The 14,987-nt window shown below is 61.5% G+C and carries 14 protein-coding genes; 12 read left to right on the forward strand and 2 right to left on the reverse strand.

Translation table 11 applies throughout. The features are described from left to right. Positions 1-88: 88 nt before the first annotated feature. From fumC to choX, 5 genes are all read left to right on the forward strand, one after another. Positions 89-1,483 carry a class II fumarate hydratase gene (gene fumC / locus Q0601_RS11080; RefSeq protein WP_305289888.1) on the forward strand — a complete coding sequence of 465 codons (1,395 nt, stop codon included), beginning with the start codon at positions 89-91 and terminating at the stop codon, positions 1,481-1,483. A gap of 16 nt (positions 1,484-1,499) precedes the next feature. Continuing rightward, on the forward strand, positions 1,500-1,880 hold the full coding sequence (locus tag Q0601_RS11085; protein WP_305289889.1) for a VOC family protein: 381 nt from the start codon (positions 1,500-1,502) through the stop codon (positions 1,878-1,880). Continuing rightward, positions 1,877-2,053: a DUF4169 family protein gene (locus Q0601_RS11090; RefSeq protein ID WP_305289890.1), complete on the forward strand. Its 177-nt coding sequence runs from the start codon at positions 1,877-1,879 to the stop codon at positions 2,051-2,053. Before Q0601_RS11085 ends, Q0601_RS11090 begins: the two co-directional genes overlap by 4 nt. Further along, entirely contained in the window at positions 2,046-2,288 is a 243-nt protein-coding gene (locus Q0601_RS11095) for a ribbon-helix-helix domain-containing protein (RefSeq protein WP_305289891.1), read from the forward strand. Before Q0601_RS11090 ends, Q0601_RS11095 begins: the two co-directional genes overlap by 8 nt. Positions 2,289-2,617: 329 nt before the next feature. Then, positions 2,618-3,556, forward strand: coding sequence for a choline ABC transporter substrate-binding protein (gene choX, locus Q0601_RS11100; RefSeq protein ID WP_305289892.1), 939 nt, complete (start codon positions 2,618-2,620; stop codon positions 3,554-3,556). Here choX and Q0601_RS11105 read toward each other — a convergent pair. Further along, entirely contained in the window at positions 3,545-4,531 is a 987-nt protein-coding gene (locus tag Q0601_RS11105; RefSeq protein WP_305289893.1) for a GlxA family transcriptional regulator, read from the reverse strand. The genes choX and Q0601_RS11105 overlap by 12 nt on opposite strands. Before the next feature lie 77 nt (positions 4,532-4,608). Between Q0601_RS11105 and Q0601_RS11110 the strand changes: the two genes are divergently transcribed. Continuing rightward, positions 4,609-5,514, forward strand: a complete 906-nt coding sequence (locus Q0601_RS11110; protein ID WP_305289894.1) for a beta-keto acid cleavage family enzyme — start codon at positions 4,609-4,611, stop codon at positions 5,512-5,514. After that, complete coding sequence (locus tag Q0601_RS11115) at positions 5,511-6,983, forward strand: carnitine 3-dehydrogenase (protein WP_370656121.1); 1,473 nt, start codon at positions 5,511-5,513, stop codon at positions 6,981-6,983. Before Q0601_RS11110 ends, Q0601_RS11115 begins: the two co-directional genes overlap by 4 nt. Positions 6,984-7,057: 74 nt before the next feature. Here the strand turns inward: Q0601_RS11115 and Q0601_RS11120 are convergent, their stop codons facing one another. Next, the gene (locus tag Q0601_RS11120; protein WP_305289895.1) at positions 7,058-8,284 is read right to left on the reverse strand and encodes a serine hydrolase domain-containing protein; all 1,227 of its coding nucleotides are present in this window, start codon (positions 8,282-8,284) and stop codon (positions 7,058-7,060) included. 292 nt (positions 8,285-8,576) lie between these two features. Between Q0601_RS11120 and Q0601_RS11125 the strand changes: the two genes are divergently transcribed. The 5 genes from Q0601_RS11125 to Q0601_RS11145 all read left to right on the forward strand — a co-directional run bounded on the left by Q0601_RS11125 (position 8,577) and on the right by Q0601_RS11145 (position 14,788). Next, positions 8,577-9,809: an aromatic ring-hydroxylating oxygenase subunit alpha gene (locus Q0601_RS11125; RefSeq protein ID WP_305289896.1), complete on the forward strand. Its 1,233-nt coding sequence runs from the start codon at positions 8,577-8,579 to the stop codon at positions 9,807-9,809. Positions 9,810-9,812: 3 nt separating this feature from the next. Further along, positions 9,813-10,850, forward strand: coding sequence for a flavin reductase family protein (locus Q0601_RS11130; protein ID WP_305289897.1), 1,038 nt, complete (start codon positions 9,813-9,815; stop codon positions 10,848-10,850). A gap of 77 nt (positions 10,851-10,927) precedes the next feature. After that, positions 10,928-12,529 (forward strand): FAD/NAD(P)-dependent oxidoreductase, encoded by a 1,602-nt coding sequence (locus Q0601_RS11135; RefSeq protein WP_305289898.1) that lies wholly within the window; start codon positions 10,928-10,930, stop codon positions 12,527-12,529. Further along, positions 12,516-13,706, forward strand: coding sequence for an NAD(P)/FAD-dependent oxidoreductase (locus Q0601_RS11140; protein ID WP_305289899.1), 1,191 nt, complete (start codon positions 12,516-12,518; stop codon positions 13,704-13,706). Before Q0601_RS11135 ends, Q0601_RS11140 begins: the two co-directional genes overlap by 14 nt. 65 nt (positions 13,707-13,771) lie before the next feature. Next, positions 13,772-14,788: a GlxA family transcriptional regulator gene (locus tag Q0601_RS11145; RefSeq protein WP_305289900.1), complete on the forward strand. Its 1,017-nt coding sequence runs from the start codon at positions 13,772-13,774 to the stop codon at positions 14,786-14,788. Positions 14,789-14,987 lie beyond the last annotated feature (199 nt).

Here is a 14,987-nt window from a genome sequence, read left to right on the forward strand (position 1 = left end):
TCTTCTATTTCGCATACAATAGCATACCGATTGCTTCTCCCCGCTGCGGGGGATAAAACTCCGGCAAAACCGCGACGGAGCCATTGCCATGACCAAGACCCGCACCGAAACCGACAGCTTCGGCCCGCTTGAAGTCGACGCCTCGAAATACTGGGGCGCGCAGACGCAGCGTTCGATCATGAATTTTCCTATCGGCTGGGAACGTCAGCCGGTTGCGATCATTCGTGCGCTTGGCGCGATCAAGCTGGCGGCGGCACGGGTCAACATGGCCTCGGGCAAGCTGGACGAAAAGATCGGCCGGGCGATGGAACAAGCTGCTACCGAAGTGTTCGAGGGCAAGCTGAACGACAATTTCCCGCTGGTCGTGTGGCAGACCGGATCGGGCACGCAATCGAACATGAATGCGAATGAGGTTGTCTCGAACCGTGCGATTCAGATTCTGGGCGGTGAGATGGGATCGAAAGACCCGGTTCATCCCAACGATCATTGCAATATGGGGCAATCCTCGAACGACACTTTTCCGACCGCGATGCATGTCGCCATCGGCATGATGGCGCGCGATGTGCTGCTGCCGGGACTGGAAAAGCTGCACAAGGCTCTGGTCGCGAAATCTGAAGAGTTCAAGGATATCATCAAGATCGGCCGCACCCATACGCAGGATGCAACGCCCCTGACCCTTGGGCAGGAATTCGGCGGATATGCCCATCAGGTAAAAATGGGGATCGAGCGGGTGAAACTCGCCCTGCCGCATATCTATGAACTCGCGCAGGGCGGCACCGCCGTCGGCACCGGGCTGAACACGGATAAGGGCTGGGACACGGCAATCGCTGCCGAGATCGCGAAAATCACCGATCTGCCCTTTGTCACCGCCCCCAATAAATTCGAGGCATTGGCCGCGCATGACGCGATGGTGTTCTTTTCGGGCGCGCTCAAGACCGTGGCGGCATCGCTGTTCAAGATCGCCAATGACATGCGGCTGCTGGGTTCCGGCCCCCGCTCGGGTCTGGGCGAGCTGATCCTGCCCGAGAATGAGCCGGGTTCCTCGATCATGCCGGGCAAGGTCAACCCGACGCAGGCAGAGGCACTGACGATGGTTTGCGCCCATGTCATGGGGAATGACGCTGCCGTTGGGTTTGCCGGGTCGCAGGGGCATTTCGAGCTGAATGTCTATAACCCGATGATGTCATATAACGTGCTGCAATCCATGCAGCTTTTGGGCGATGCCGCGTCATCCTTTACCGACAACATGGTTGTGGGGACCAAGGCCAATACCGCGCGGATCGAGAAACTGATGAAGGAATCGCTGATGCTGGTGACGGCATTGGCGCCGACCATCGGCTATGACAACGCCACCAAAGTGGCCAAGACCGCGCATAAAAACGGCACGACTTTGCGCGAAGAGGCGATTGCGCTAGGATTGGTGGACGGCGAGACATTCGACAGGATCGTCCGACCCGAAGACATGATCGGCCCCAAAGACTGATCATCCCGGAGGAGATATGAAGGCGCTACCGCAACTCATGTTTCAGCGTGATCTGGGCGAGGTTGTCGCGCTGTGGACGCAGGCATTTCCGGATATGACCGTGACTGAACTGGCAGCCAAGGGTGAACCCCGCCGGGTCAGCGTGAATCCGGCCGGGCAGGAGCTGATCCTGTTTCACAGCCCGGTCAGCCATCAGTTCGACTTCACGCCTTCGATCTCTATTGTCGTGAGTTGCGAGCGGGCGGATGAGGTGGATCATCTGGCCGGGGTGCTTGGCGACGGGGGCAAGACCTTCATGCCGCTGGACAGCTATCCGTTCTCGCCGCGCTTCACCTGGATCGCGGATCGTTTTGGCGTCAGCTGGCAGCTCATGCAGCAGCCCGAGGGGCAGGGATGAACAAACCCGTCAATCTTCGGCAGCACCGCAAACAGCATGCGCGGCAGGAGAAACGGGCGCAGGGCGATGCGAATGCCGCGAAGTTCGGCGAAAGGAAGCATCAGCGGAAGGCGCGCGACAGCGAGGCGCAGCGAGTGACGCGGCTGCACGAAGCGCATAAACGCGATGATTGAACTGCCGCCGATGACCCCTCCGCTGAAGCGGTCGGTCACGATTGACGGGCATCGGACATCGGTGTCGCTTGAAGATGCGTTCTGGCAGGCATTGGGTCAGCTTGCGGAACGGCGCGGCATAACCCGTGTCACGCTGATCGGCCAGATCGATCGGTGCCGCGCGCCCGAGATCGGGCTGGCCACGGCCCTGCGGCTATTCGTATTGGCCGCGGTTCAGGATTCGGAACCCCGGTGACGTCAGTATTGCCGGCGATGATCGCGAAACTAGGTTGTCATGATATCGGGCGGCGGGCGGCGCGGCCAGCAGATCGGCATCGGTCGTGAAAAATCCCTCCGCGATATCCGCATGGGATATGGCATTATGCCGGACTTCGGCACAAACGGTAAGGTCGGCGCTGCACATAGGACCGTAACTGCTATATGGTGGTTCAGCCGGCGCCGCTGCGTAAAATGCAAAATTAATTACGTAATACGACAATCAGACAGCAACATTTTCACCTATCTTTGCCGGGACGGCGCGGCGCGCCCTTGTCGCCAGCCGATCCAACAACGGAGGGGATGATAATGAAGCGCATTCTTGCAGCCGGTATTGTGGCATCGCTTGCGGCCGGTCAGGCCAGCGCGGCGGATGATCCGGCCACCTGCCAGGCACCCAGCTTTTCGGATGTGGGCTGGACGGATATCTCGGCGACGACGGCAACGGCGGCGCGAATTCTGGAAGGGCTGGGCTACGCGCCCGATGTCTCGGTCCTGTCGGTGGCGGTGACTTTCGAGTCGCTGAAACAGGGCGATACCGACATCTTTCTGGGTAACTGGATGCCGGTGCAGGAACAGATTCAGCCGCCGCTGGTCGAGGCGGGCGATATCGAAATCATCCAGACAAATCTTGAAGGTGCCCGGATCGGTTTTGCGGTTCCGAAACATACCTTTGACGCGGGGTTGAAGACCTATTCCGACATTGCTGCGTTTCATGATCAACTGGACGGCAAAATCTACAGCATCGAGGCTGGCAGCAGCGCCAATGCCACGATCCTGGAGGCGATCACGGATGACACATTTGGCCTGTCCGATTTCGAACTGGTCGAGTCCAGTGAACAGGGAATGCTTGCGCAAGTCGAACGCGCGATGGGCGCGGATGGGGATATCCTGTTTTTCGGCTGGCGCCCGCATCCGATGAATGTGCGCTATGAAATGGAATATCTGACCGACGGAGACGACATGTTCGGGCCAGATGATGGCGCGGCCACGGTGCTGACCGTTTCCCGCGCAGGCTTTTCCGAGGATTGTCCGAATCTGGGCAAGTTCTTCAAAAACCTCGTCTTTAACGTCGAGGCCGAGGATCTGATGATGGCCTATATTCTTGACGAAGGGCTGGAGCCGCGCGACGCTGCCGAACGCTGGCTGTCCGAGAATCCGGAAGTGCTGGATGCCTGGCTGGCCGATGTCACCACGCTGGACGGCGAGCCGGGCCTGCCGGCGGTGCAGCAATCGCTAGGCCTGTAGCCGCCGCCGGGCGGTCGAGGGCGGGTACCCGTAATGCCGCTTGAACGCCCGCGACAGTGACGCGACCGAGGAAAAGCCGGTGCGCACGGCGATCTCGGCCATGGACAACCTTGTATCCACGGTCAGCCGCCGTGCGGCCTGCAACCTGAGCGACAGGTAGTAGGCGCCGGGGGAAATCTGCACCACATCGCGGAACAGTCCTTCCAACGTGCGCACCGAACATCCCGTCCGGCTGGCGATGGCCCGGACGGGCAGGGGCGCATCCAGATGCTCTTCCATGATCCGCACGGCGGCAGCCAGACGGGGCTCTTGCTGGCCGACCCGCCCCATCGAGACAAGCGGTTGCGCATCCGATGGTCGCCGCGTCTCGTCATAGACATAAAGGCTGGCGACATTCAGTGCGGCGGCGAAACCCTGCCGCGCCCGGATCAGTGCCAGCATGAAATCCAGCGCTGGCACGGCGGCGCCGGTGGTCAAAACCGGTCCGTCCACGATCCAGCGGTCCGGGATCACCTGCACCTGCGGAAAACGGGCGGCGAAATCCTCGAAATCCTCCCAATGGGTGGTGGCGCGGCGATCGTCCAGCAGACCGGTCATGGCCAGAACCCAACTGCCTGCCTCGACTCCGCCGACCATCCGCGCATGTCTTGCGCCCTGCCGCACCGCCGCGACCAGCGCCGGGCTGGCATGGCGGGTGGCGTTGAAAGCGGCGACCACGATCAGCAGATCACATCCCTCGCGCGGGTCGAATGTGGCATCGACCTCGACTTTCAATCCGCAGCTTGTGGCGACAGCCTGTCCCTCGAAGGATACCACTTTCCAGCGATAGGAAGGCTCGCCCGTGATCCGATTCGCCGCCCGCATCGGGTCCAGCGTGGCGGCAAGGCTCATCAACGACGCCTCGGGCAGGACAAGGATCGTGACGGTCAGGGGCTGATCGGATTGCTGTAACACCATCTTTGCGCTGTTTGTCAACTTACATGCGTTTTATGTTAAATGCGTAATTCCGCTTTGCGTCAAGTTCAAGCTGCATAACCAGTGAGGAACCGCAGATGCCGCTTACCCCCAACCGAGAGGTGTTCATCACCTGTGCCGTCACCGGCGCGGGCGACACGACCGGCCGGTCGGATAAGGTTCCGGTCACACCCGAACAGATCGCCGAAGCCTCGGTCGCGGCCGCCCGGGCTGGCGCCGCCATCGCGCATATCCATGTCCGCGATCCCGAAACGGGCAAGGGGTCGCGCGACCCGGCCCTGTATCGCGAGGTGGTCGAGCGCATCCGCGATTCCGGCACCGACATGGTGCTGAACCTGACCGCTGGGATGGGGGGCGACCTTGTCCTTGGCTCGACCGAAGCTCCGTTTCCCGCCGATCCTGCCGGCACCGACATGGTGGGCGCAACCGAGCGTCTGGTTCATATCGCGGAACTGAAGCCCGAAATCTGCACGCTGGACTGCGGCACCATGAATTTCGGCGAGGGCGATTACGTGATGACCAACACCCCCGCCATGCTGAAAGAGATGGCACGGCAGATTCAGGCGCTTGGCGTGCGCCCCGAGATCGAGGTGTTCGATACCGGCCATCTGCTGCTGGCCAAATGGCTGAAAGCGCAGGGAGTGATCGATGATCCGGTGATGATCCAGCTTTGCATGGGCATTCCGTGGGGCGCGCCAGACGATCTGGGAACGTTCAAGGCCATCGTGGACAATGTGCCGGATGACTGGACTTTCTCGGCCTTTTCGATCGGGCGCAATCAGATGCCCTATGCGGCGCTGGCGATGCTGGGGGGCGGGAATATCCGCGTCGGGCTAGAGGATAACATCTGGCTGGACAAGGGCGTTCTGGCCACGAATGAGGCATTGGTGGCCCGCGCGGTGAATGTGGTGCAATCGCTGGGAGGCAGTATTCTGGGGCCTGCCGAAACACGCGCCAAACTAGGGTTGGAGAAACGCTGGTGAACGGGACCATTGCAAAGGCCGCCTGTATCGGCGGCGGCGTGATCGGCGCGGGCTGGGTGGCGCGGCTGATCCTGTCTGGCGTGGATGTCGATGTCTATGATCCCGCGCCCGACGCCGAAAGGGTGGTGGCGGAAGTTTTTGCCAATGCCCGGCGATCCATGCCGCGCCTGCTGGATATATCCTTGCCACCCCCGGGGCGGCTGCGCTTTGCCGAAGACCTTGCCGATGCGGTGGCAGGTGCCGAACTGGTGCAGGAAAGCGTGCCCGAAAGGCTGGATCTGAAACGCGCCGTTCTGGCCGCCATCGACGCCGCCGCGCCGGCGGATGCGATCATCGGCTCTTCGACCTCGGGGCTGCTGCCCAGCGATCTGCAACAGGGGATGGCGCATCCCGAACGGCTGGTCGTCGCGCATCCCTATAACCCGGTCTATCTGCTGCCGCTGGTGGAACTGGTCGGCGGTCAGGCCACCACACCGGAAACCCTGACACGGGCGCAGGCGATCTATACCACGCTTGGCATGAAGCCCGTCGCCATCCGCCGCGAGATCGAGGCATTTGTCGGTGACCGTCTTCTGGAAGCCCTGTGGCGGGAGGCGCTATGGCTGGTTCATGACGATATCGCCAGCGTGACCGAGATCGACGATGTGATCCGTTATTCCTTCGGGCTGCGCTGGGCGCAGATGGGGCTGTTCCAGACTTACCGCATTGCCGGGGGCGAGGCCGGGATGCGCCATTTTCTGAGCCAGTTCGGGCCGGCACTGAAATGGCCATGGACCAAACTGATGGACGTGCCAGAGATGGATGAGGCACTGATCACCCGCATCGCCGATCAGTCCGATGAACAGGCCGCCGGTCTGTCGATCCGCGAACTGGAACGCATCCGCGACGACAATCTGGTGGCGATCATGCGGGCGCTTGCGGCGCAGCAGGGCGGGCGCGGCTGGGGTGCGGGCGACTTGCTGCGCCAGCAGGAAGCGGCGTTGCGTGGCACAGATTCCGCGGAGCCCCTGCAACTGGTCAGCGGCACCGTTCCCGCCGAGTGGATCGATTATAACGGCCATATGACCGAACACCGCTATCTCGAGGTTTTCGGCAATACCACCGATGCCCTGTTGGAGCAGATCGGGGTCGATGCCGATTATATCGCTTCCGGGCGCAGCTATTACACGGTCGAGACCCATATCATGCATCTGGGCGAGGCCCGGCAGGGTGCGCATTACGACACGACGACGCAGATCCTTCATGCCGATGACAAGCGGCTGCATGTTTTCCACCATATCCGCAACAGGGATACGGGCGCGGTCCTTGCCTCTGCCGAACAGATGCTGCTGCATGTCGACGCAAAGGCGCAAAAGGCGGTGGCCGCCCCGCCCGATCTGATCGCTCGCGTGACGGCACTGGCGCAGGCCCATGCGCATATGCCCCGCCCGTCCGCGATGGGGCGGCATGTCGGGCAAAGGTCGGGTTGATCGCGACGGCCTGTCCGTGGAGGGGCGAGCAGGGTGATGGCAGCAAGGGGGCGCCATCACTCAATAGGCATCCGTTACTCCAGCGCTGCCGCAACCGCGTCGAAGAACACCATTGGATCGATCGGCTCTGCTCCCAATGGTTTCGGTTGCGCCATATGGGTTGCGATGACGATGTTCTTCGTCGGGTTGATATAGATGTTCTGGCCCTGAATGCCGATTGCCGCATAAGCGCCGTCGGCAATGGACGCGTCAGTCCATCCGGGCCACCACATCAGCCCGTATTCGATGGTCGATCCGTCAGCCAGTTGCTGTGGCTTGCCGGCGGTTTCTGTCCAGCCTTCCGGTAGCACCCGATCTCCGTCGATCACGCCGCCATCAAGGAAAAACTGCCCGAAGCGCGCAAAGTCCCGCAATGTGGCCGAGATACCGCTGCCGCCGATCTCGACGCCATCGGGCGAATCCAGCCACCAGTTCGCGTCAGCCTCCATTCCGTAAGGCTGCCAGATTTTCTCGGACAGGTATTCGGCCAGCGGTTTGCCGACCGCTCCATGGACGATCTCGCCCAGGACCTGCGTTTCGCCGGTGGAATAGACATGCACGGTACCGGGCTCGGCCGCACGCGGCAGGGCGGCCATAACCTGCATGGCGGCGCCCGGTTCCTGTGCGATCTGCGCGCGAAGCAGTTCGCGCCGGTCGGAGTCCGGGTTGGTATAGGTTTCGTCCCATTTCACGCCCGATGCCATGATCAGGATATCGTGGATGCTGACGCCTTCATAGGCACTGCCCGCCAGGCTGGGCACATAGTCCACCACCATGTCATCCACGCTGCCGATAAGCCCATCCTCGATGGCTGCGCCGACAAGGGTCGAGGTGATCGACTTGGCGACCGACATCGACATCCAGCGCGTCTCGGGCGTGTTCCCACGTTGATAGGTTTCATGGACCACCTGACCGTCCTTCAGGACGATCAGGCCGGTCACGTTGTCCAGCGAAAGGAAGTCGAAGAAGTCATATTCCGTCCCGTCGATATCAAAGGCCACCTTGCCGGGCAGGTTCTGCGGTGCCTCTGGCAGATCGCGAACCGCATTCCCGGCCGGAATGCTGCGCACCGGAAAAAGCCTGTCGATATTGCGAAATGTGCTGACGGCCAGATCAGGGGTCAGGTGACCGTCATATATCTGTTCGACCGTGCCGATCTCTTCGTCGGCATGGGGGTAGTTCTCGGCCATGGAAAGACCGGGCCACGCCACGGACAGCGCCATGACCGTCAACAGCATCCTGTGCTTGCCCGAAAAGCGCATTCCTTACCTCCCTGATTTTCTCGATTGGTCGCTTAATCTGTGCGGCTTTGCAAGCTGCGGACGGATTTCGCCGATGCGTCTGTGCCGGGCATGTCGCGCTCGGCGCGCGATATGCGCCTCCCGGCGTGGTTTCCTGGCGGTGGCGGATGTGGCCGCGACCCGCGCGGGCGGTCGGAATTCTGGCGCTTGATGTCGGATCGTTGGCGCAATCTTCGCGGCAAGCTGGGCAGAATGGGCGGGACAAGGAACCCAGTGACGCACCCCAGACAACGTGAACCAGGAGAACGTGCTGATGCAGAAAGAACGGATCGCGGACCTGCTTTCGCAGCGGAAACCCGGATATTCACTGCCGCGCGACTTTTACGTGGATGAGGATATGTTCCGCGCCGATATGAAGGCGGTGTATGAAACCGACTGGCTGTTTGCATGTTCGGTAACCGAGATCCCGCGCCCCGGCGATTATCTGACCCTGCAGGTGGGCGATAATCCGGTCGTGGTGCTGCGCAACCGTGACGGCGGCATCTCGGCGTTTCATAACACCTGCCGCCATCGCGGATCGAAGCTGTGCCTGAAGGACAAGGGGCGCGCCAACCGGCTTGTCTGTCCTTATCATCAATGGGTGTACGAGCTTGACGGCAGTCTGATCCATGCCCGCCAGATGCCCGAGGGATTCGATACCACGCAGCACAGCCTTACCCCGGTGCATGTCGAACTTGTCTGTGGCATGGTCTATATCTGCCTTGCCGACACGCCGCCGTCGCTGCATCGCTTTCGTGCCGGTGTCACGCCTTATATCGCGCCCCATATGCCCGACCGCACCAAGGTCGCGTTTACCTCGACCATCGTCGAGGAAGCCAATTGGAAGCTGGTGATCGAGAATAACCGCGAATGCTATCATTGTGCGGCAAACCATCCGGAACTGCTGGTTTCGATGGTCGAGTTCGCTTTGCCGGATGACCCGCAGGTCGCCGGTCGCTTCCAGGCGTTGATGGATCGCTCGACCTCGCGCTGGGATGCGCTGGGCTTGCCGCATCAGCCGGCGGATGGCGGCAATGAATTCCGCTGCATCCGCCTGCCGTTCAACGAAAACTGCATCTCGTTCACGATGGACGGCACATCTGCCTGCAAGAAGCTGCTGGCAGATTTCACCGAGCCGGATCTGGGTTCGGTCAGGATGTTCAGGGTGCCGAATAACTGGAACCATTTCCTGTCCGATCACATCATCCATTTTCGCGTCTTGCCGATCTCGGCCAACCGCACCGAACTGCGGACCACCTGGCTGGTGCATGAGGATGCGGTCGAAGGTGTCGACTATGATGTCGAGCATCTTACCGCTGTGTGGCTGGCGACCAATAGCGAGGACGGCGAACTGGCCGAGAACAACCATCTCGGCATATTGTCTCGCGCCTACCGGCCGGGACCCTATGCGCCATCGGAATTCATGCTGAACCATTTTACCGACTGGTATGCGGGCAAGATGGCCGAATATGCGGGCGTCCGGCAAACCCAGTTCGCGGCCGAGTGACACATGGATATGAGGGTTCCGCCCAAAGGGCTGCTGTCATTCGCCTGCGTTTTGGTGCGCGACGAAACAGCATCGATCAAGACCTTCCGCCTGCGGGCAGGGTCCGGCCAGGTTCCTGTCATTCCCGGTCAGGCATTGGTGCTTAAGGTGCCTTTGCCTTCCGGTCCTGTGTGGCGCAGTTTCACCGTGTCGGGTGTGCGGGATGGCGATCTGGAACTGACGATCAAGGCACAGTCCGAGGGCGGGGCGACCCGCTGGCTGCATGATAATGTCATCGCCGGATGCGATGTTGACGCGCGTGCGCCTCGTGGTGACTTCACGCTTGCATTGCGCCAGCAGCCTGCGCTCGCCTTTGTTTCCGGCGGATCGGGGGCCACGCCGATGATGGCCATGCTGCGCGAACTGGCGGAAACGGAACCGCTGGCCGATGTGGCATGGTTTCATGCCGCTCGTGACCCGGACGAGGTGTTGTTCGCCGCCGAACTGATCAGGTTGCAGCGCATCATGCCCCGGTTGACAGTCGCCGTTACGGTAAGCCGGACCGCGCCGGGCTGGTTCGGATATCGCGGACGCCTGAATCGCCGGCTGATGGCCACGGCAGTGCCGGATTTCGGCCGGCGCGAGGTATTCTGCTGCGGCCCGCAAGGCTTCATGCAGGAGACGCAACTGATCCACGCAGCCGAAGGCGGCGCAAGTTCACGGTTTCATACCGAAAGCTTCGGCGGTGATACCGGTCCCGTCGTGACCCCGGTCCTGGCAAGTCCGGCGGGTGTCACGGGACCTTCGTTTCAACTGAAGGTGAACGGCCGGGCTTTGGCCACCACCCCGGATGAGACGCTGCTGCAAGCCAGCTTGCGTCAGGGCGTCGTCATTCCATGCGGCTGCGGCGAAGGGCGTTGCGGCACCTGCATGGTCCGGCTGGTATCCGGCGATATTACCGCCAGTCCGAATGGCGGCATTACCCCCGAAGAGGCGGAAGACGGTTATATTCTTGCCTGTTCAAGCCGCGCGACCTCGGATGTCGAAATTTCCCTGAACTAAGAGAGTATCATGCAAAAATCTGCTTTCCATTGCCAAAGACCTGGGCTGTCGCGCCGCAGACCAGCCGGGACAGGGCAATGATTGCCGATCCCAGATCCGTCGCGGGCAAGCAGCTTGTGATCGATGAGGCCATCCAGATCCTGGTTGTCGGTGCCGGACCCGCAGGGGTTGCCGCCGCACGCGAGGCGCGGGCCGGTGGCGCGGAGGTGGTGCTGATCGACGAAAACCCGGTTCCCTATGAGACGATGGCCGAGCATGTGCCGCAGATCTGGGGCGGAAGGATGGGCGGTGCGGTTCGCAACCGCAATGCCATACAAGAGCAGATGCTCGACGCCAGACCCGATCTGATGCAATTGTTCGAGGCAGGTGTCGATATACGTCTGGGGACAGCCTGTTGGGGGGTGTTCACCAATCAGACCAATCTGGGCTGGATGCCGGGCCGCGTGGCCGGTCTGATGGATATCGAGAAAAACAGCCATCTGATCGGTTTTCAGCAGGCCATTATCGCTACCGGGCGGCGTGACATGGGCCTTGCTTTTCCCGGCTGGGATCAACCGGGGGTTATGGGGGCCAATGCGGCGCTTACGCTGTCGCGGCTATATGGTGCGCTGGACAGTAAACGCGCGGTGATGCTTGGCGCGACATCCGAGGCGCTTATCGCGGCGCTGGACCTGATCGCTGACGGTATCGAGATCGTCGCGGTCGTCGAACAGGCGGGCGCATCCGTGGCTGATGAAGAACTGGCAAGACGAATTCACGATGCCGGTATCGAGATCATGCTGAATGAAGCGCCAAAAGGCGTGACCTCTGATGCAAACGGCGTCACCGGGCTGGTTTTGCAGGACCGGACGATCAGTTGCGATACTGTCATTCTGGGTGTCGGTGCGGTGCCGATGATCGATCTGTTGCAGGCCGCCGGTGCGGATTGCCGCTTTGATGGTATGCGCAGCGGCTATGTCCCGGCACTTGGAGCCGGGTTCGAAACCAGCCTGAAAGCCATTCGTGCAGTCGGTGATTGTGCCGGGATCTGGGCGAAGAAATCCGCCGATGCGTCACTGGCGGAAGCCGAGGGGCGGCTGGCCGCCGCAGCGGCACTTGACGCGATGGGATTGGCCGCCACTGTGCCTGATATCGCCGTGCCCCGGCCGGAACGTTCCGGCGATCCTGCCGGTGACGGTCTTGGCGATTATCGCAAAGCATGGGTTCATGCGTCTGTCGTCGGGGCGCCCTCCGAAACCCATGTCTGCCAATGCGAGGAGATCACCGCGGCAGAGATCCTTGATGTCAGCCCGCCCCGTTACCTTGATGCGCCGCGACTGCCGAATACGCAGCGCAGTCTGGCCGAGATCCTTGGCGATGGCCCCCCGGATCCCGATCACATCAAACGGTTGACCCGCGCGGGTATGGGCCCCTGTCAGGGTCGCCGCTGCCGCGAACAGATACAGGCATTGGTGGCGCTGCACGAGGACCTGCCGCTTGAAGCGGTGCCGTTGGCCGGATATCGCAGCCCGGTCCGGCCGATGACGCTGGCCGCAGCCTCATTGCCCGAGGATCCCGCAATCGCCGGAGTCTGGGATTCCTGGTTCGGAATGCCGCGCCAATGGGTGCCTTATTGGGAGGTCGAGGAAAAATATACCGTCGCCTCGCTTGTAACGGAAAAAGATCATGTCAGCGAATAATCCCGTTTCCGGTCTGGAAGGCGATACGTCCCGGGGCGCAGCCGTTGTTATCGTCGGCGGCGGCGTTACCGGTCTTAGCGCGGCATTCTGGCTGGCCGAAGCCGGCGTCGATGTGCTGGTGCTTGAACGGGGCATCGTGGGTTGGGAAGCCTCGGGCCGCAATGGTGGGGGCTGCTCGCATCATCACAGTCCGCTTTTCGCGGAAGAGCAGCGGCTTTGGCCGATGATGGACGAATTGCTGGGCTATCCGACCGAATTTCGCCCCGACCGTATCCGCATCGCCCTGAGTCCTGAACAATCCCGGCTTTATGGTCGTGCGGTAACCAATGCCCGCAAACAGGGCTTTCGCGCTGACGATCTGGATGCGCAGACGGTACGCGAACTGGTGCCTTTGGCGGGCGATAACGTCCATGCCGGGCATTATTATCATTTCGGCGGCCATGCGAACCCGCACCGGACCGTGCAGGCATTCGCGTGGGCGCTGCGGGATCGCGGCGGCCGGGTGCGGCAGCATATCCGTGTGACCGGCTTCCGGCAGGCGGGGGGGCGGGTGACCGCGGTCGAAACCGATCAGGGGGTGTTCGGTTGTGATCATCTGCTGATTGCGGCAGGTCCTCAGACCGGTCAATTGGCGGCGCGACTGGATGTGACCATCCCGATGCGCTCTGCCCGCGCCGAGATGATCGTGACAGAGCCTTTGCCGCTGATGCCGCTTGGCGGGATCGATGGCAATGGGCTTTACGGCCGTCAGACGCTGCGCGGCAATCTTGCCTATGGCGGCGGTCCGCATGAATGGGTCGAGACCGAGGAGGACGCGGGTGGCATACGGCCCTCGACGCCTCTGGCGGGCAGTATCGCGCGCCGGGTGGCCGAGCTTCTGCCAAAGGCCGCCCATGCCCGCGTTATCCGTAGCTGGTCGGGTATTATCGAGAATACTCCGGACGGCCGCCCGGTTCTGGATAACCCGGCCGGTCCCGGCAATCTGACCGTGGCGACCATGTCCGGCGTGGGCTTTGGCCTGTCACCTGCCAGCGGACGGGCATTGATGCAGCTGGTCCTGCAGGGGCATTGCGATTTCGCCGATATCTCCAGTCTTGGGCTTGATCGTTTCAGTGCATTGGAGCCGGACTGGGCGGAATTGCAGGGCTGGTTGCCCGCCGGGCTGGCAGCCGTCTGAATCCGGCTGCTTGCGGTTGCATCAGGGGTCGGTCAAGAATGGCGGATCGCCGCCAGGAACGAATGATGTTTTACAGCACCATCCCCGAGCCGCTCTGTTTCGCCTTTCTGATGACCGAAGGGCAATCCATGATGAGCCTGGCGTCCGCGACCGAGCCGTTGCGCGCCGCCAATCGCCTGTTGCAGCGCGAAGCTTTCCGGTGGGAGCTGTGTAGCCTTGACGGCCATCCGGTGCAGGCTTCGAACGGGTTGCCGTTTCATGCGGCGCCGGTCGAGATCGGTTTGTCGCGCAATCACGCGATATTCCTTTGCGGCGGATTCCGGGTGAATCCGGTGGATGAACGCCCTTACCTGGCGGCGATGCGCAAGGCGGCGCGCGGCGGGCTTGCGATCGGTGCCTTGTCGACGGCCAGCCATCTTCTGGCGCGGGCGGGGCTGCTTGATGGCTATCGCTGCACCATTCACTGGGAAAACCGCGCCGCTTTCGAAGAGGATTTCCCGCATCTGTCGCCCACCGGCACGCTTTACGAGATCGACCGCAACCGGCTGACCTGTTCCGGCGGGACGGCTGCGATGGATCTGATGCTGCGGATCATCGCGGATCGGCATGGTGCGGATCTGGCGCAGTCGGTGGCCAACCAATTCCATCACGAAAGAATCCGCGCCGCGAATGAGGATCAGCAAGGCGGAAAACTGCAACGCATGAATGCACTTCCCCAACCCCTGCAAAGCGTTATCCGGCAGATGCAGAGCAATCTCGAGACACCCTTGCAAATTGATGTCCTTGCCGAGGCATCGGGCCTGAGCGCCCGGCAGCTTGAAAGGCTGTTCCGGATCTATCTGGGAATGACGCCGGTACGATATTACCTGTCTCTGCGGGTCGAGCGGGCGCGGGAAATGTTGCTTTATACCGAACAATCCATTATGGATATAGCTATCGCAACCGGTTTTGCCTCGACCTCTCATTTCTCGAAATGGTTTAAAGAATTCAATAGTATAACCCCAACAAATCTGCGAACGAGAAGCCGTCTGAAGCGCGATCGGGAACTGCAGGACAGGTTCGTGTCCGGTGATCCGGGCTGATCCGCGCGGGCGTATGACTGACGTGGCAAAGCTGGCCGGGCCTGTATCGGCATTCCATGCATGAGCAATGTTCTGCGGAATGTCCGTTCAGCCCGCCGGAAGGCCGCTATTGGTTCAGATGGCGGATTCATGCAAGCTGATGGCGGAAATGCGTAACGTTGCAAAGGATGATCCGCGTTATCCCTTGTAAACCACTGAC

The sequence above is a fragment of the Paracoccus wurundjeri genome (assembly GCF_030678915.1).
Taxonomy (GTDB): domain Bacteria; phylum Pseudomonadota; class Alphaproteobacteria; order Rhodobacterales; family Rhodobacteraceae; genus Paracoccus; species Paracoccus onubensis_A.